Origin of the sequence: Microbacterium sp. NPDC055910 (assembly GCF_042271185.1) — a bacterium.
GTDB lineage: Bacteria > Actinomycetota > Actinomycetes > Actinomycetales > Microbacteriaceae > Microbacterium.
This window is the reverse complement of record NZ_JBHJZS010000011.1, coordinates 12,066-29,257: the sequence shown is the minus strand read 5'-3', so window position 1 is coordinate 29,257 and position 17,192 is coordinate 12,066. Positions and strand designations below refer to the sequence as shown.

The following is a 17,192-nucleotide window of genomic DNA, read 5'->3' as shown; positions in this document are numbered from 1 at the left end:
ATGAGCAACTACCGTCTGCCGGCCGGGCGACTCGGAGTTCTCGGTACGGAGAGGTTGACGAGCTTCCTTGCGGTGATTGACCGCGGCGGTTTCAGTGCCGCGGCCGAGACGCTGATGAGATCGCAGTCCCGCGTCAGCATCCATGTGAGCGAACTCGAGACTGCGCTGGGAGCGCCGTTGATCGATCGAGCATCTCGGCCAGTCGTGCCCACCGATATCGGGCTGGTTTTCGCGACTCATGCGCGCAAAGCGTTGGATGAGTTGCGCATCGGCGCCGAGCACGTGGATGCTCTCCTCAACCTTGAGGAAGGAGAGGTGAGGGTCGGCAGCTATGGCAGTGCGAGCATCAGTTTCTTGCCTGGAGTGTTGCAGACCTTCGCCGCGAAGTATCCCGCCATCCACGTCGCGCTGCTCGAGTCGACCGCCGTCGAGGCCGAAGCGGCGCTCGCGAACCGCGTCGTGACCCTCGCGATCCGCACGCTCCATCCGCCGATCAAGACTGCCGGAGTCCGGCTGCGTCCACTGTGGAACGAGCGCCTCGTGCTGGTGCTGCCCGAGGATCACCCGGCGAAAGAGCGCATGACGCTGGCTGGGGTGCGGCGGCTGCTGCGCCGCGAGAAAGTCATCTCGGTGGGAGCGGGCCCCGGCGCTCCCGCTCTCGATGTGTCGAAGGATCTCGATACCGTGAAGCTCCTGCATGCTCTCGGAGTGCCGGTCGACCGCGTCGTGTACACGCTGCACCCCCAAGCGCTCATTTCAATGGTGCGTGTCGGCCTCGGCGTCGGGATCGTCAACAACCTCGCCGTGGAGTCGAGCGACCATCGGGGGATCGTCAGGGTGCCGCTCGATCTGCCTGAAGCACAACGTCAAGTGGGGCTCTGCTGGTATGAGGGGCATTACCACTCGATGGCCGACCGGATGCTCTTCGACGAGATCGTCAAGGCACCACCACCTGTAGGAACAGTCGCTCTCGGCGAGGCCGACAAGGATCTTCACCAGCTGAGAGGGAGCAGCAAGCAGGGAGGGGCCGACTCATGACCGGTGTGGAGCGTGAACCTCTTCGATGGGCCATCGTCGGCACGGGCACGATCGCCAACCGGATGGCGGCCGACCTGACCGGTGCTATGGACGCGCGCCACGTGGCCACACTCTCCCGAAACCTTGCGCGTGCCGAGGCCTTCAACCAGACGCACGGACTTGCAGGTGCGTTCGACGACGTCGACGAACTCATCGACGAGACACGGCCCGACATCGCGTACATTGCCACCCCTCATGCGCAGCACCCCGAGTCCGCGCGCGCGTTCATCCGTCGCGGGGTCGGCGTTCTGGTGGAGAAGCCGTTCACCTGCACCGCGGAAGCCACCGTCGATCTGTTCGAGCAGGCTCGGCGCGCCGATGTGTACGCGTGCGAGGCGATGTGGATGCTCTTCAACCCCGTTGTTCGGGCCCTGCTCGACGCCGTCTCGTCCGGCGAGATCGGCGACGTGCTGCGGGTGGAGACAGCCCAAGGCTTCGACTTCCCCTTCGACCCGACTTCGAGAGTATGGGATCCCGAACGCGGCGGCGGGGCGACGCTTGATCTCGGCTGCTATGCCGTCGCACTGCTGGTAGCGCTGCTCGGGCCCACGAGGGTTGACACCGTCGAAGCAGCCCTCGCGCCGAATGGACTCGATGCTTCTGCGGATGTGGTGCTGCGCTCCGAAGGGGGAGCGATCGCACAGGCGGTGTGGTCTTTCGAACGGGATCTCCGCGGGGAGGCCCGTGTGGTCGGTCAGAAGGGGCAAGCGGTGCTCGCGGCACCGTTCCAACGGGCAACACGACTCACCGTGAACGGCGCAGGCGGTGAGCGCACAGTGAGCGAACCACTCCGCGGGCTGGGCTTTGTGTCGATGATCGAGGCCGTCAGCCGGGATCTTCGCGCGGAGCGCACGCGAAGCGCTGTTGTGACGGAGGGAGCGAGCATTTCCGCCGCACACGTGCTCGATCAAGCGCTCGCGATCATCCATGCGAAGGAGACGGACCGATGAAGCTCGCGAATGCCGTGGACGGTGCCGACGTCGTCCTCGCGGTCGGACGCGGAAACGAAGTGATCTTCGTCGCCGAGGCGGCGGCCGCGCTGAAGGCTTGCGGTGTCGCCACGTCCACGGTTCCCACGAGCGTCGAAGACTGCGTCGCCGATGAGGCGGCGGGTGATGCGCTCGCCGAGCTTCTCGAACTCGTCCACCGCCAGGGCGCTGCGATGCATCGGCTGTGGCGAGCGGAGAGCGACGTCACATTCGTCGCACCCGTGCGTCGCCCGGGTCAGATCCTCTGCGTCGGGCTCAATTACCGTGATCATGCCGCCGAAGTCGGACTCGACGCCCCCGACCGTCCGCTGTACTTCGCCAAACTTCCTTCCGCGGTGACCGGACCTGGTGGCGAGATCGAGTTTCCGGCAGAGTCCATCCAACTCGACTATGAGGCCGAGCTCGCTGTCGTCATCGGCGCGACGGCGCACCGCGTCACCGCGAACGAGGCGCGAGCCCACATTGCCGGCTACACGATCTTCAATGATGTATCGGTGCGGGATGTCATGTTCGCCGATGGTCAGTGGACACGCGGGAAATCAGGCAACACTCACGCGCCGATGGGGCCGTATCTCGTCACTCGGGCGGCAATCGCAGACCCGCAGTCCCTGGCCGTGCGCACTACCGTCAACGGTGCAGTTCGACAGGAATCCACCACGGCGGAAATGATCGTCGGGGTCGATGCGCTCGTGGCTGATGCATCGCAGTGGTTTACGCTGCGGCCCGGCGACGTCATCGCCACGGGTACCCCGGCGGGAGTCGGACTGGCGCGGCAGCCTCCTGCCTACCTCGAGCCTGGAGATGTCGTCTCGGTATCGATCGACGGTCTCGGCACGCTCACGAACACTGTCGGACCGCGTCACAGTCATGCGACCCCGGCGGCCTCGAATATGGACGTTTCATGACAATCACGATGGAAAGAGGCAAATGATGGGTGCCCTTGACGGTTATGTTGCAGTGATCACCGGCGCGAGCTCGGGGGTGGGCGCCGCGAGTGCGCGTCATATCCTGCGGGAGGGCGGCCGAGTCGTCGCTGGCGCGCGTCGCGTCGAGCGAATCCGAGAGCTGCTGGACGGGCTCGACGGATGGACGGCGGTCGAGTGGGATGTGCGTGAGTCGGCTCATGCCGAACGGGCCATCGCAACCGCAGTAGCGGAGTACGGCAAGATCGACGGACTCATCGCCAGCGCCGGCATCGGCATGTACGGCGGCATTTTGGACCACACCGATGACGAACTGCAGGAGATGCTCGCCACCAACATTGCCGGCACCGTGTGGCCTGTCCGTTCAGCCGTGCGCGCAATGCGGGAACGCGGGAACGGCGGCGACGTTGTGATCATCAGCTCGGTGGCCGGGCTGCGTGGTCGGGGCAACGAAGCGGTCTATGCGGCGACGAAGCACGCCCAGGTCGGACTGGGTGGTGGACTCGACAAGGAACTGCACCGCGAGGGGATCCGCGTTTCGACGCTGTGCCCCGGGGGCATCGCAACAGAATTCGCCATGGGTGCTGGACGCACCGAGACATCGCCTGAATTGTCGGTGATGATGTCCGCGGATGAGGTCGCGGCGCAGGTGCTGTGGACGATCACCGCGCCGGCGAATATGCGCACGCTCATCCATTCGTTCCGAGGGCTGGGCGAAGAGGACTGAGTCGCGCGTCTCACCCGACGGGCCGATTCAGCGCCACCACAAACGGCGCCCACTTGCTCGCGTTGTTGAACCGGCGGTCTCCGATCTGGAACGGCGCTTCCGCCGCATAGGCCACCGCGCTGCCAGCCCCCGGAACCACGGCGTCCAATGCGCCCTGGACGGCGGGGACGCCGAACGACCGGAAGACGTGCGGATCCTTCAGATACCGCTCGGACAGCTCATCGACCGTGGCGAACGCGGCCTGCGAGATCTCCTTCGCGAGGCTGATCCCGTCGGCGACCGGGGCATCGATGGCGAGCAGGTACTGCCGGAACTCGGCGACATCACGGCGATCCCGGATGGCCTCGAGGCCCTCGTGGTAGGAACCGGACGGACCGAGAATATTGGGCACCTGCAGCGCCGCGAGCTGCGTCGCCGCTGAGCGCTTCGTCATGCCGAAGTACTGACTGTCGGCGAGTTCGCGCTCGAGTTCCTTGTTCAGGGCTTCCTGAGCGGGCGACCCGAAGATGACGTCGGTATGGCTGAGGCCCAGCTCGGCCACGACCCACAGGTCGCGCAGCGCGTTGTCGAGCCGCATCCCATTGCCCACCACCTCGGTCCGCCCGACATGCAGGTTGTGCGTGTGGTTGTCGATCGCGAATTCGCCGGTGGCAGGCCCGCACATCTCGGCCGAGATGTCGCTGAAGAGCTCGAAACTCGGGCCGTCCATCCACCCGTCCTGATCTGCCGCATCGAACTCAGTGAGCGCGGCGACAGCGGCTTCGATCGACGACGGGTCGTCGGTGAGGAAGTGGACATAGGGCAGGTCGCGCATATCCGCAGGGCAGAACTGCGGCGCGAGAAAGACGAGCTCGTCGTAGCAGAGGAGAAGCCCCAGCACGTTCTCGAGAACAGGGTTGGGGCTGCTGCCGTCGCGCTCATCCACCCGCGGTGCCGGATTGCGATAGTCGTAACCGAACGGACCCGCGAGTCCGATGAATGCCGCATTCTTCGCCACCGCCGAATGCTACAGCGTCTCGCGGATGCACCGGAATGCGCCTACTCCTCGACGTGGAGGCGGCCGTCGTCACTGCGGACATGCAAGGTGACCATGCCGCGGATGTCGCGCTCTGCGGTCTTGTCGGGGCCGCACGAGTTGGGGTTGGTCCTCTCCTCGGCAGCATCCGTTGCGGGTTGGTCGTCGAAACCGCAGTCGTCGGTGCGGGGGTGGGATGGGGCGGCTGTTTCGGCAGAATGCTGTTGCGACCCTTCGGCAGGCTCAGGGACCGGGGTTCGGTGCGCGCGAGACCCTTCGGCGGGCTCAGGGACCGGGGTTCGGTGTGCGGGTGACCCTTCGGCGGGTTCAGGGGCCGGGGTGCGGTGTGCGGGCGACCCTTCGGCAGGCTCAGGGACCGGTGGGTGAGGCTCAGGGACCGGTGGGTGGTGCTCAGGGACCGGTGGGTGGTGCTCAGGGAGCGGGGAGCAGGGGGCGCAGGAGCCGGTGCCGGACTCGTGCACGACGATGGAGTAGTCGTCGAGGGCATCCCAGCGCGCCTTCACAACGCGGCGCGAGGCGCCGTCGCCGATCGCGACGAGTTGACGCACGCCGAGCAGCGCATGGGCGGCATTGCGGCCGACGAGACGCTCGAAGACCATCGTGTTGCGCTCGCTGCGGGGGCGCGGCTCGTCGCTTCCGCCGTCCGGCGAGACCATACGCCCGACCTGCTGCTCCCGTCGCCCCGCCCGGCGGTAGTCGTCGTACACGAGCGCGAGCACGCTCGCCTCGTACGCGAACGGCGAGCACCGCACCTTCAGATACAGCGTCGTGGTGTTGTCGGCGCGATCGCGCACCTCGTAGACGCGCAGCTCGGCGGTGTCCGAGCCGAACGGCGTCCATTCGGTGTCGACGCGCGATGTCGGGGCGATCGGTCCCGCCGGCACACCGGACAGGGCGTCGCGGCCGTGCACGAGGATGTCATCGAGGTCGGGATCGTAGAAGATATCGACCTCGGGCGCCGTCAGGTCGATGTCGACCGCGACCCGCTGCTCGGGCTCGACGTTCTGCGACCGGTCGATCGAGTTGAACGAAACGCGGTGTCTGCCCTCGCTCGGAAGGGCGATGGGGGAGGAGTAGGTCATCGGTCCGACGCCGTCGACGCGATACTCCGTGCGCGCGACGCCCGAGATGTCATCGGTCGCGGTGAGCTGCACCGCGACCGGCGTGCGGTTCCAGCCCGCCCCGTTCGGCAGGGGAGAGACGCTCGCGGTCGTCGACGGGGGAGTCGTGTCGAGCGGCAGGATCCGTGCCTGCAGCTGCGGAGTGAGCTCGGGCTGCAGCGCCGAGACGGTCGGCGGTGCGTACCCACCCGAGCCGATCGCCCCGCCGCGCAGCCGCAGGATCTGCCAGTCGTTGCACGGCTCGAGCGACGTCTGTGAGCCGTCGTTGTTGGTGTCCATCGACAGGTTGATGTTGGTGGTGAGGCCGTCACCGTCCCAGTCGATCGGGGCGGCAGCATCCGCCACCTGCACGAACCCCGCCGGTGTCGCACCCGCCGCCGGAAGCCAGCGCGACGTGCCGTATCCGGCGGAACCGGGCCCGAGACCGACGGTCTCGTTGAGCGCGACCTCGTTGAGGATCGCGAGCGCGACGCTCGAGAAGTCGATGACGAACGCGCCACCCCGGCGGATGCCCGACATCTGCCAGAGGTAGTTCATGACGCTCGGGTAGTTCGCCTTGTTGTTCACCCCGTCGCTGCCGCCGTGATCGAGACCGAGCGCGTGACCGAGCTCGTGCATGAACGTGCCGGCCACATTCAGGTCGGTGATCGGCGGCGCGAACGTGCCGAGGCTCACGATGAAGTCCGACCCGGGGGTGTGGCGGGCGACGCCGCTGTTGCCGACCGAGCCGATCTGGTGGCATGCGACGGCGTAGCGGAAGATCGGGCCACGACCCGAGGTCAGATGCCCGCCGGCGCGGGCCTTGAGCTTGTCGAAGTCGGTCCAGTCGTAGTTGATGTTGCCCGCAGCATCCGGACTCGTGGTGCCCAACTGCGTGACGTGCCCCACCGACGCCGCCCGGCTGAGCGAGCCCCACGTCGCACCGTTCGTCGGATTCAGGATGCTGGTGGGCCCGGCATCCACGTGCAGGTTGATGCCGACCGCGCCATTGCGCGCGATGTACGGCGCGTTGGCGAACGCGTCGATCACAAGCCGGATCGCGGCATCGCTCGGGCGGTGCGAGTGGGTGGCGTCGTCCATCCAGTCGAGATGCACGAAGATATCGGGCTTGCCGACCGTCGCCCCCATCGCCGGCAGGTCGACGAACTGCGGACCTGACCCGTCGCCCGGATCGATCGTGGCGCCCGAGGTCTTCCACGAATCAGGGATGCCATCACCCGTCGTCGACGCATCGGCGACGACCCAGTGGGCTGTCGCGTCGTTGCCCGAGCCGCTGCCGGTGCGCGCCACGGTCAGCACGTCGGGACCGGACTGGTCGAAGTTGTTGCTGCCGATGTAGGGGTTGTCCCAGTGCAGGCGCACGAGACCGGTCGTGCCCGGGATGTCGAGCCGGTACCAGACCGTGCCCTCGGTTCCCGTCGCGACCCCATCGGACTCGGCGACCCACTGCGCCGTCGTGCCGGCCTCGATCCGCGGCGGGGGCGGCGAGCCCCAGACGCCGTGCTGCAGGCTCTCATGATCAAACACGAGAGCGATATCGAAATCGTTCTGGACCTTGATGGTCACGCTGCGTGCAGCCATGACTCCTCCTCGTGCTTGCGGCGCGAACGCCGTCGTCAAGGAAGAGGAGGGATGCGGGGTGGTGATACGCCCTTCGGGGGGCTCGGGGGCCGACCCTTCGGCAGGCTCAGGGACCGCGACCCTTCGGCGGGCTCGGGGGCCGCGACCCTTCGGCAGGCTCAGGGACCGGCCCGGGCTCAGGGACCGGACCACCGGGGGCGCTCACGCGGGCGGCGACGTGCACCGTAGCCGCCCGATGCGGTTACGCCCGGCGTCGCCGCCACATCAGCGCGGCGCCCGCGAGGATCGCGGCGAACGCCGCCGCGACCGTCCAGACCGCGATTCCCTGCGAGCCTGTCATGGGCAGATCGGCGTCGAAGGCGAGATCGTTCGTGAGGGTGAGTGCCGCCGTCGCGGCCGATTCGCCGGTCACCGTGAAGACGGCGACCGCACTGCCGTCCTCCGTGCTCACCGTGACGTTCTCGCTGTCTGCCGCCCAGTCGGCACCGGCCCAGCGGACGCGGTCGGCGAGGCCGGTCCTCCGCTCTTCGGCGCGCACCTCGGTGCCCAGCGGCAGGTCGACGACGACGACGGGCTGATCCGCCACCAGCTCGATGTCGCGCGACTGCTCCTCGCCGAGCAGGTCGGTCCAGGTCAGCGTCACGGGGAACGCCGTGCCGGTCGAGGCGCTCGCGCCGTCACCGGTCAGCGACTTGGTCAGCGTGACGCTGCCGAGCGAGGCCACGGCGGTGTTGACGAGCGAGACCTCGGCGACATCGGCCGCGCCGATCGTCACGACGACGCTGCCGTCGTCGCCGACGGCGACGCGCTCGCCACTCCACGCGGCATCCGCCCACGTGAAGCGTGCACTTTCGGGCAGAGCCACCTCGGTCAGCGACACCTCGGTGCCGTACGCGAGCTGCCGCGGGAACTGCGCGACCGTGCCGTCGGTCGGCACCGAGATCTCGGCGGACTGGGCGCCCTCGCCGTCGACCCACGTCGCGACGACCGTGACGGCGTCGGGCACGTCGGCGTCGTCGAGGAGGACACCGGCGACGCTCTTCGCGAGCGAGAACGTGCCGGGGGCCCACGTGGCCTCATTGACGACCGTCACCAGCGTGACGTCGTTCTGCTGGCCGGACACGGTCACCGTGGCCGACCCATCGCCGGCGTCTTCGACCGCATCGCCCGAGATGGTGATGCTGCCCCACACGACCGTGTCGATGCCGGGACGGGTCTGCTCGGTGATCGTCACGACGGTGCCGGCGGGAAGGACCACCCCCAGCTCGGTCGGCTCGACGGCGTTGATGGTCAGCTCTCGCGACTGCTCGACGCCGTCGGCGCCGGTCCAGGTCGCGATGACCGGGAACTCAGTCGCCGGGTCGACCTCGCCCGCCGCTTCACCGGCGATGCCCTTGAGCAGGCTGATGCCCGCGGTCGAGGTCGCGGCGTGGTTCTCGAGCGTCACCGTGGCGTCGGCGTCACGCCCGATGGTCACGCTCGCGGAGCGCCCGGCCACGGTCACGCCGGTTCCGGTCCACACCGGGGCGCCCCAGGCGATGCTGGAGCCGTCGGTGAGCGGCACCTCGGTGAGCTTCACCACGGTGCCGATCAGGAGGTTCGCGCCGAACGGCACGGGGGTGCCGTCGGTGGGGAGGGTCAGCGTCTTGGCGCGGAGCGCGCCCTCTTCCGTCCACGTGGCGATGACCCGCACCGAGTCCGGCACGGCCGGGTTGTCGGCCTGGTCGCCGGTGACCGTCTTCACGAGCGAGAACGTGCCCACCGTGCGCTCGACCGTGTTGGTGAGGGTGACGGATGCCGCTTCGGTGGCGTGCGCGGGCGTCACGGTGACGCTCTCCGGGCTGAACACGGGCGCGGACCACGTCAGGGTGTCGTCGTCGGTGGGGCGTGCCTCGGTGAAGGTGACCGTCGCGCCGATCGGCAGGTTCTCGAGCACGACCGGCTCGCCGACGGTCAGGTCGAGGGTGCGGTCGGGCTGGGCGGGAACGTTCGCGCCGAGCGTGCTGGTGTCGATCGACGCGGTGACGCGATAGGTGCGGCCGGCGTCGACGAGATCCGCCGCGCCGCCGTTCAGCGCCTTGACGATGCTCACCGAACCGAGCAGCGCCTCGTTGGTCAGGACGACCGAGACGTTGGTGCGCGGCGCGATCGTCGCGATCGCGGTCTTGCCGTCGGCGCTCACCGTGACGCCGGGCGCCTCGGCGAACACCGGGTCACCGAAGACGACGCCCGAGATGGTCGGGAACGTGGGCTCGGTGAGCTCGACCGTCCACCCGGTGCCGCGGGCGTTCAGGCCGCTCACCGGTGCACCGTCGAGCGGAACCCGCAGGTCGTACGCGTTCTGCACCGTGCCGGTGGGGTCGATCTCCTTGACGTGCACGGTGAAGGTCGCGTCGCGCGGGATGAGCGCGGCGCCCGGCGTCTCGGCCAGGGCCTTGTCGATGGCGACGGACCCGCGGGTCACGCCCTGGCCCGTGCCGCTGCCGGAATTGCTCTGGGTCGTGCTGGTCGAGAACTGGATGCCCGAACCCGACACCGCGTTGTCGTACCTCGTGCCCGGTGCATCCATGCCCCCGCTGGCGGTGCACGTCGTGTAGGTGATGACGTACTGGTATTCGCGGCTGAACCCGTCGCTCGTGCCGGTCGGGATCGGCAGGTTGACGGCCTTGATGTCGAGCGTGAGCTCGTTGCCGTCGAGCGACAGCGCGGTGACGCCGGTCAGGTTGGCGGTGGCGAGACCGCCGTTCTGGATCTGGTCACGGGCCTCGACGCGCAGGTTGAGACGCGTGGCCAGGCCCGCTGAGGGATCGCCGGCGGGGCAGATCGTGTGCGACGCGGCGAGCGTGTCGGTCAGGGTGAGGTAGCCGCCGAGGTCTTCGATCATCTCGCCCGGAATCGTGACCGACCAGTCGAGCGTCGTCTGCGGCATGTGCTGCACGCCGTCGATCGTCACGGCGGAGGTGTTGATGCGGCCGCTCTTGCCCTGGCTGCGGGCCGGCACGGTCGCCTCGGTGCCGGTGGCCTGCCCGTCGACGTCGACCCGGTTCGCGTACGCGGTGCCGCCCTCGGGCAGCTCATCGCTCGTGACGCAGGTCGTGTAGGTGAGGATGTAGCGGTAATCGGATGCGCGGAACTCGAGGTCGCCCGCGATGTCGAACCGCACCTGGAAGGCCTGCGCCGACGACGAGATCGTCGTCGCGGTGAGCAGGTCGGTGATGTTTCGCTGCAGCTGGCTGCTCGGACCGTAACGCTCGGTGATCTGGATGCCGCTGATCGTGCCGGCGCAGAGCTCGTGCCCGGCGCCGAGGGTCTCGGTCAGGGTGAAGCCGTTCTTGCCGACGAGCTGGTCACCCGGGATGACGACGGTCCACGCGATCGTGCTGTTGCGCGCGGTGCCGTTCTGCACGTTTCCGGACTTCGTGAGCGACTGCTGCCAGGGCAGGCTGGCGACCTCGCCGATCCCGATGCCGGCTTGTCCCCAGCCCTCGATCTGCGCCGAGTTGTCGTACGTCGTGCCGGCCGGGTCGATCTGCCCGCCGGGCGTGCAGGTGCGGTAGGTCACGCGGTAGGTGACGTTCGCGTCGAACGGGCCCGCGAGGGCGAGGCCGAACTGCGCGTCGCCGGGTTCGCCGTCGAGGGTCGCGATGCTCGTCACATCGACGACCGTGCCGCCGCGCACCGTCTCGACCTTCAGCCCGGTGGGCGTGCAGAGCACGTGCCCCGCGCCGAGGGTGTCGGTCAGGTGGGCGACCTCGTCGCCAGCAGCCACGAGGTTGGCGCCGGGGATGTCGACGGTCCAGGTCATCGACCAGTTGTTCTGGTTCATCACGCCGGACTTCGAGACCTCGCCGGGCAGGTCGATGCCGTCATCGATGCCGCCCCCGCCGGGCAGGTCGACCGAGACGGGCGCGCCGTTGAGGTCGAACACGACCTTCTCCTCGGTCGTTGCCCGCACCGCCTGGACCTCGAACTGCCACGTGCCCTTCACGAGCTCGGGAGCCTCGGTCACGGCGTCGGTCAGCACGCACGTCGCCGTGCCTGTGGCCGGATCCGTGAGGCAGTTGCCCCACACGACCGCGGCGCCGCTGTCGTCCGTGCCCATGAGCGGGAAGGGCACGCTCTGCGGGAACGAGAACTCGGGCGGCAGACCGATCGTGAAGACATCCCCGGCGTGCGGGTTCGCCGTCGTGGCATCCCACTCACCGGATACCGTCAGCGTGTCACCGACCGTCGCCTGCTCGCCGGCCGGCGCGATCGTGATGTTGCTGACCGTGATGTCGGCGTTCGGCGCAGCGTGTGCCGCGCTCGGCAGCGCGACGACCGACACGAGTGCCAAACCGAAGACACCGAGTGCGGCGAGCACGCGGTGCAGCAACGCGCGCACACCGCGCGAACGCAAAGGAGACGACGGGGACGAAGACATAGCTCTCCTCCAGGCGGTGCTGTCACGCATCAGCCGATCGAATCGTGCGCGTGATAGCCCCAGTTGTTGCGCCCCCACGCGATGCGACGTGGAGACATCGCAAACGTCCTAATAAAAGCAGTGCGCGGGAGCGCGAAAAAATTTGGCATTCCGCGTTCCGGACTGATACGACCCCGCCGTCGTCGGCTGCCCCCGCTACCGTGGACCCGTGCCTTTCGTGCTCGTGCTCACCGTCGCCCTCGCGGTGCTCGCCGTGCTGCAGATCGCGCTCATCCTCGGGGCGCCGATCGGCCGCTTCGCGTGGGGCGGACAGCACGAGGTCCTGCCCGCGCGCCTGCGCATCGGCAGCGCCGTGTCGATCCTCGTCTATGCGCTGATCGCCCTCATCGCGTGGGATCGGGTCGGCGCGATCGATGTGTTCCCCGCGCCGTTCTCCGAGATCGCGATGTGGGTGATCTTCGTCTACTTCGTGCTCGGCATCGCGGTCAACGCCATCTCACGCAGCAAACCGGAGCGCTACACGATGGCGCCGCTGTCGCTCGTGCTGGCCGTGCTGTCGTTCCTCATCGCGATGGGCTACGGCGTGCTCGCGATGGCGATCTGAGCCGTCACCCGGGGATCGGCCCGGTGAGCTTCTGGCTGATCTCGATGTCGACGCCGCCGTCTTCGAGTTCGGCCTCGAACTCCGCGCTGCCGTTGGTGCCGTCATTGCGGAAGTCGAGCTCGATGTCGTCGGCGCTTTCGTCCTGCTTGACGATGGCCCAGCCATCGCTGACATCGACGCTGCCGAGGGTGAGTGTCGAACCGTCGGTGTCGAAGGCGACCACGGCGGCGCTGCCCACCGGATAGGTGCCGCCTGCGCCCCGCGTGATCTTCAGCTCCTGGGAGATCTCCATGGTGCCTCGCTCGAGCTCGACCTCGAACTTCCACCTCGTGTTGTCGCGCGTGAAGTAGACCTCGATCTCGTCGGAATCCTCGTCGCTGATCCGCTGCTGCCACCCGTCGGCGGGGCGGACCTCGACCAGGGCGAGCGAGCCGTTCTGCAGCGAGAACTCGACCTCACCGGCGTCACCCACCTGCCACGTGCCGTCGCGCAGTTCGTCCACGGCGCCGGCGGTCGACGACGTGCCGGTCGATTCCGGCGTCGGGCTCGGCGCCGGATCCTGCGTCGCGGTCGAGCCGGTGGTCGCCGGCGGCGGCGTGCTCGCCGGGGCATCCGCCTGCCCGGCGCACCCGGCCACCAAAAGCCCCACGACCAGCAGGCCGCCTGCAGCCGACACGACGTTTCGCTTCATGTTCCTCGCCCTCCAGAGCATCCGCGGCGGTGTTCGGACATGCGCCACTCTGCCCCTGTGCGCCGCTTCCGCCAAGGCGGTTGACTTTCGCCGCGGTGGCGTCGATCCTGCGCGACGGGGTGCGGCGCGCTCACGACGGTGATCCGCGCACGACTGCGATGATCGAGCCGTGGCATCCGTCGTCTCGATCGTGACCCGCTCGGCTGCGCCCGCGGAGCGGCTCTTTGACATCTCGCTCAGCATCGACGAGCACCAGGCCTCGATGGCTGCGTCGGGCGAGACGGCGATCGCGGGCGTGACCAGTGGTGCGATCGGCGTGGGCGAGACGGTGACCTGGCGTGCGCGGCACTTCGGGATCTGGTTCACGATGACCTCGCGCATCACGAGTCTCGATCGCCCGCACCGGTTCGTCGACGAGCAGGTGCGCGGGCCGTTCCGCGCGTTCCGCCACGAGCACGTGTTCGAACAGGATGCCGCCGGCACGACCATGATCGACACGCTGACGATCGCGTCGCCGATCTTCGGGCGTCTTGCGGAGCGGCTGGTGCTCGTGCCGTACCTGCGCCGGCTGATCACGGCGCGGAACCGGCACCTGGTCGATGGACTCGAGCGCTGACGGTTCGGGGGCTCCCCGTTCGCTGAGGGAGCGGCACCCCGGTCAGGGGATCGGCCGCGGCGTCTTGATCATCGCGCCGGCAGAGAGGAACGTCGCGGTCGCGGCGATGTTCGCGCCGATCCACCACGGGCCGTCGAAGACGATCGGGTAGAGCGGATTCCACACGACGGCGATCGCGAGCATCGGCACGATCCACCACCACTGACGTGCCTGGGCGGCGAACCATCCGATGATCACGGCGAGGATCGCGATGATGAACCGCGCCACGAGGTACAGCTCCTGGTCGACGAGCGCGATCCCGGCGATGCAGACGATGGCGGCCAGGATCCCCGGTGCCAGAGCGTTGCGCTGGAAGGCGGGTGATGGCGTCGGCCGTGAGGACACCGGGGGCTCCGTTCGTGTGCGGGGAGGGTCAGTCGACTGTACGACGGGATGCTGCGGGTGGGCGATTCGGCGGGGGCGACCCTTCGGCGGGCTCAGGGGGCGGGGTGGGTGCTCAGGCGGTGGAGTTCGAGGCGACCCTTCGGCGGGCTCAGGGACCGGGGTGTGGGGGTGCGGGGCGGCGGTGTGAAACCCTGAAGCGTCCGGCGACGCCGCGCCGGGCGCGGGAGGAGTGAACGAATGGATGCATCGGCCGAGCTGTCGTTCGCAGAAGTGCTGCACCACCGCGCGCAGACGCTGCGCCCTGGTGAACCGCTCTCGCCACCCCTCGTCTCGGCGAGCACATTCGCGCTGCCGGGTGACCCCGCGGGTGTGCCCTACCAGTACGGGCGGATGGGCTCGCCGACGTGGACGGCGCTCGAAGACGCGCTGCAGGTGCTCGAGCGCGCCGAGACGGCGATCTTCCCGTCTGGCATGGCGGCCATCGCCGCCGTGCTGCTGACCCATCTGCGCCCCGGCGATCGCGTGCTGCTGCCGAGCGACGGCTATTACACGACGCGCCTGATCGCCGACGAATATCTCGAGACGATCGACGTCGAGGTCGAACTGTGCGCGACGCGCGACTACGCCGATCGCGATGTGACCGGCGTGCGGCTCGTGTTCCTCGAAACCCCGTCGAACCCGGCGCTGGACGTCTGCGACATCGCCGACATGGCGCGCCGCGTGCGCGAGGCCGGCGGTCTGCTCGTCGTCGACAACACGACCATGACGCCTCTCGGTCAACGGCCGCTGGATCTCGGCGCCGATGTCGTGGTGGCATCCGATACGAAGGCGGTGAACGGGCACTCCGACGCGCTCCTCGGCCACGTCGCGAGCCGCGACGCCGGCGTCATCGAGCGGGTGCGCGACTGGCGCAAGATCACGGGCGGGGTTCCCGGTCCGTTCGAAGCGTGGATCGTGCACCGCGGACTCGAGACGCTCGAGGTGCGGTTCGATCGAATGTGCACGAGTGCGGCGGTGATCGCGGAGCGCCTCGCCGAGCATCCGGCGGTCGGTGCGGTGGCGTACCCCGGGCTGGCGTCGCACCCGCAGCGCGAGGTCGCCGAGCGGCAGATGCTGCGGTTCGGCAGCCTCGTCGGCATCACGCTCGAGAACGCGGATGCCGCTGATCGCTTCATCGAGCGTGCGAAGTTCATCGTGCCTTCGACGAGTTTCGGCGGGGTGCACTCCTCGGCCGAGCGGCGCGCGCGCTGGGGGGACGACGTGCCCGACGGGTTCGTGCGGCTGTCGGTCGGCTGCGAGCCCACCGAAGAGCTGTGGGCGGACATCTCCCAGGCGCTCTCCACCTGACTCCGTCGGCCCCCGGTTGACTCGGTCGGCCGCCCCGGTCCCTGAGCCCATCCGACACCGGTCCCTGAGCCTGCCGAAGCGTCGTTCCCTCACCCCGGTCCCTGAGCCTGCCGAAGGGCCGTCCCGCACTCCGATCCCTGAGCCTGCCGAAGGGTCGTCCCGCACTCCGATCCTTGAGCCTGCCGAAGGGTCGTCCCGACCCACGACTATCTCGGATGTCAGCCGGCGTCCGAGGCCAGGAGTAGGGTCGCCGCGTGGTCGATCTGGATGAACTGCGCACCGTCACGGCGCGTTTGCCGGGCGTCGAGGAGCGCTCGACGACGGGCGGGCCCGCGTGGTTCGTGCGCGGCAAACTCTTCGCGTGGGAATGCCACCCGTGGCCGAGCATTCCCGACGACATGCGCGAGATCATCGGGCGCGAGCTCGTCGTCGGAGTCAAAGTCGCCGATCCGGTCGACGCCCTCGCGTTGAAGGAGATGGCGCCCGATGTCTTCCTGCGCGAGACGACGCGGTGGAGCGAGCCGAAGGTCGCGTTCCGCATGAGCCGCATCGACCCCGAGCACTTCATCGAGCTCGTCACCGAGGCGTGGTACTCGCAGGCCCCGAGGTACTTGCGGCGGCAGGTGGACGAGGCGGGGTAGAGCGGCCGACCCTTCGGCAGGCTCAGGGACCGGGTGGGGGAGTGGGCGACCCTTCGGTGGGCTCAGGGGGCGGTTCGGCAGGGTCAGGGGCCGGGGTGGGCCGGGGCCGAGGGTGTGGCAGACGCCCGCTCGGCAGCGACCGTCTCGCGCACGACGGGGGCGACCTCGGACGAGAACCGTTCGAGCATGTCGGGGTCGTCGCTGCCGACGATGAACGTCGAGACACCGTCTTCGAGGGCGAGCGCCAGGAGCTGACCGGCGGTCTCCCGCCCCGAGATGTTGAGCAGGCGCACGACCTCGTCGGGGCGCCGGCCGGCGCTCGTCGCGGCATCGTCGATGCGAGCGTTCCCGGCGGCGAGGTCACCCGGCTTCATGTAGCCGAGAGAGGGCAGCCACCCGTCGCCGAGGCGGCCGGTGAGGCGCAGCATCCGGGGTTTGTAGGCGCCGATCCAGATCGGCACGCGGTGCGCGGGTGCGGGCCCGCGCTTGGCGCCCTTCATGGGGTAGTACTCGCCGCCGCGCACCCCGCCGCGCGTGTCGGTGTCCCACAGTTCGCGGATCACGCCGATGCCTTCGGCCAGCGCATCGACGGCCTCGCCGGGGGTCAAGCGGCGCGCGCCCATCGCCTCGATCGCATCCCAGAATCCGCCGGCGCCGAGACCGAGTGCGAACCGACCGCCCGAGAGCAGATCGAGGGATGCTGCGGCTCGCGCCGTGACCGGCGCCGGTCGCATCGGCAGGTTCAGCACGTTCGGCGCGAGCTGGATCGTCGAGGTCGAAGCGGCGACGTAAGACAGCAGCGTCCACGTGTCGAGGAACGCCGGCTGATACGGGTGGTCCTGGAACGTGACGAGGTCGAAGCCGAGCTGCTCGCTCATCTGCGCGAGCTGCACGGGACGCTGCGGATCGCCCGCGACAGGGGTGAGAAACGTGCCGAAGCGGATCGGATGCCCATAGTCCATACAGGGCGCAACATCGCATGCGCGCGAATGCTTCCGCGGGGGCCGGCCCGCGAGGTCGTCGCCGTCGCGT

At 68.8% G+C, this 17,192-nt stretch carries 13 protein-coding genes and 1 pseudogene; 8 read left to right on the top strand and 6 right to left on the bottom strand.

The window, feature by feature from the left end; translation table 11 throughout:
• The 4 genes from ACFC3F_RS07125 to ACFC3F_RS07110 are packed head-to-tail and all read left to right on the top strand — an operon-like array spanning nucleotide 1 to nucleotide 3,716.
• The gene (locus tag ACFC3F_RS07125; RefSeq protein WP_376128011.1) at nucleotides 1-1,038 is read left to right on the top strand and encodes a LysR family transcriptional regulator; all 1,038 of its coding nucleotides are present in this window, start codon (nucleotides 1-3) and stop codon (nucleotides 1,036-1,038) included.
• Complete coding sequence (locus ACFC3F_RS07120) at nucleotides 1,035-2,027, top strand: Gfo/Idh/MocA family protein (protein ID WP_376128009.1); 993 nt, start codon at nucleotides 1,035-1,037, stop codon at nucleotides 2,025-2,027. Before ACFC3F_RS07125 ends, ACFC3F_RS07120 begins: the two co-directional genes overlap by 4 nt.
• Nucleotides 2,024-2,971: a fumarylacetoacetate hydrolase family protein gene (locus ACFC3F_RS07115; RefSeq protein ID WP_376128007.1), complete on the top strand. Its 948-nt coding sequence runs from the start codon at nucleotides 2,024-2,026 to the stop codon at nucleotides 2,969-2,971. The genes ACFC3F_RS07120 and ACFC3F_RS07115 overlap by 4 nt, the downstream gene beginning before the upstream one ends.
• A gap of 22 nt (nucleotides 2,972-2,993) precedes the next feature.
• Nucleotides 2,994-3,716, top strand: a complete 723-nt coding sequence (locus ACFC3F_RS07110; protein WP_376128005.1) for an SDR family oxidoreductase — start codon at nucleotides 2,994-2,996, stop codon at nucleotides 3,714-3,716.
• 10 nt (nucleotides 3,717-3,726) lie between these two features.
• Here the strand turns inward: ACFC3F_RS07110 and ACFC3F_RS07105 are convergent, their stop codons facing one another.
• From ACFC3F_RS07105 to ACFC3F_RS07095, 3 genes are all read right to left on the bottom strand, one after another.
• Nucleotides 3,727-4,713 carry a hypothetical protein gene (locus ACFC3F_RS07105; RefSeq protein WP_376128003.1) on the bottom strand — a complete coding sequence of 329 codons (987 nt, stop codon included), beginning with the start codon at nucleotides 4,711-4,713 and terminating at the stop codon, nucleotides 3,727-3,729.
• Between the two features lie 41 nt (nucleotides 4,714-4,754).
• Nucleotides 4,755-7,454 (bottom strand): OmpL47-type beta-barrel domain-containing protein, encoded by a 2,700-nt coding sequence (locus ACFC3F_RS07100; RefSeq protein ID WP_376128001.1) that lies wholly within the window; start codon nucleotides 7,452-7,454, stop codon nucleotides 4,755-4,757.
• 241 nt (nucleotides 7,455-7,695) lie between these two features.
• Complete coding sequence (locus ACFC3F_RS07095; RefSeq protein WP_376127999.1) at nucleotides 7,696-11,877, bottom strand: DUF5979 domain-containing protein; 4,182 nt, start codon at nucleotides 11,875-11,877, stop codon at nucleotides 7,696-7,698.
• A gap of 208 nt (nucleotides 11,878-12,085) precedes the next feature.
• Here ACFC3F_RS07095 and ACFC3F_RS07090 point away from each other — a divergent pair, with 208 nt between their 5' ends.
• On the top strand, nucleotides 12,086-12,481 hold the full coding sequence (locus ACFC3F_RS07090) for a hypothetical protein (RefSeq protein ID WP_376127997.1): 396 nt from the start codon (nucleotides 12,086-12,088) through the stop codon (nucleotides 12,479-12,481).
• Nucleotides 12,482-12,485: 4 nt separating this feature from the next.
• On the opposite strand, the gene ACFC3F_RS07085 is transcribed toward ACFC3F_RS07090, so the two are convergent.
• On the bottom strand, nucleotides 12,486-13,172 hold the full coding sequence (locus tag ACFC3F_RS07085) for a hypothetical protein (protein WP_376127995.1): 687 nt from the start codon (nucleotides 13,170-13,172) through the stop codon (nucleotides 12,486-12,488).
• 169 nt (nucleotides 13,173-13,341) lie between these two features.
• Between ACFC3F_RS07085 and ACFC3F_RS07080 the strand changes: the two genes are divergently transcribed.
• Complete coding sequence (locus ACFC3F_RS07080) at nucleotides 13,342-13,788, top strand: SRPBCC family protein (protein ID WP_376127993.1); 447 nt, start codon at nucleotides 13,342-13,344, stop codon at nucleotides 13,786-13,788.
• A 42-nt stretch (nucleotides 13,789-13,830) separates the two neighbouring features.
• Here ACFC3F_RS07080 and ACFC3F_RS07075 read toward each other — a convergent pair whose 3' ends face one another.
• Nucleotides 13,831-14,172, bottom strand: a complete 342-nt coding sequence (locus ACFC3F_RS07075) for a DUF6804 family protein (RefSeq protein WP_376127991.1) — start codon at nucleotides 14,170-14,172, stop codon at nucleotides 13,831-13,833.
• Between the two features lie 237 nt (nucleotides 14,173-14,409).
• Here ACFC3F_RS07075 and ACFC3F_RS07070 point away from each other — a divergent pair, with 237 nt between their 5' ends.
• Together ACFC3F_RS07070 and ACFC3F_RS07065 are read left to right on the top strand one after the other, a co-directional pair.
• Nucleotides 14,410-15,519 carry a cystathionine gamma-lyase gene (locus ACFC3F_RS07070; protein WP_376127989.1) on the top strand — a complete coding sequence of 370 codons (1,110 nt, stop codon included), beginning with the start codon at nucleotides 14,410-14,412 and terminating at the stop codon, nucleotides 15,517-15,519.
• Between the two features lie 254 nt (nucleotides 15,520-15,773).
• Entirely contained in the window at nucleotides 15,774-16,160 is a 387-nt protein-coding gene (locus tag ACFC3F_RS07065; protein ID WP_376127987.1) for a hypothetical protein, read from the top strand.
• A gap of 101 nt (nucleotides 16,161-16,261) precedes the next feature.
• Here the strand turns inward: ACFC3F_RS07065 and ACFC3F_RS07060 are convergent.
• Nucleotides 16,262-17,122, bottom strand: a pseudogene (locus ACFC3F_RS07060) (LLM class flavin-dependent oxidoreductase); the annotation flags it as partial.
• Nucleotides 17,123-17,192 lie beyond the last annotated feature (70 nt).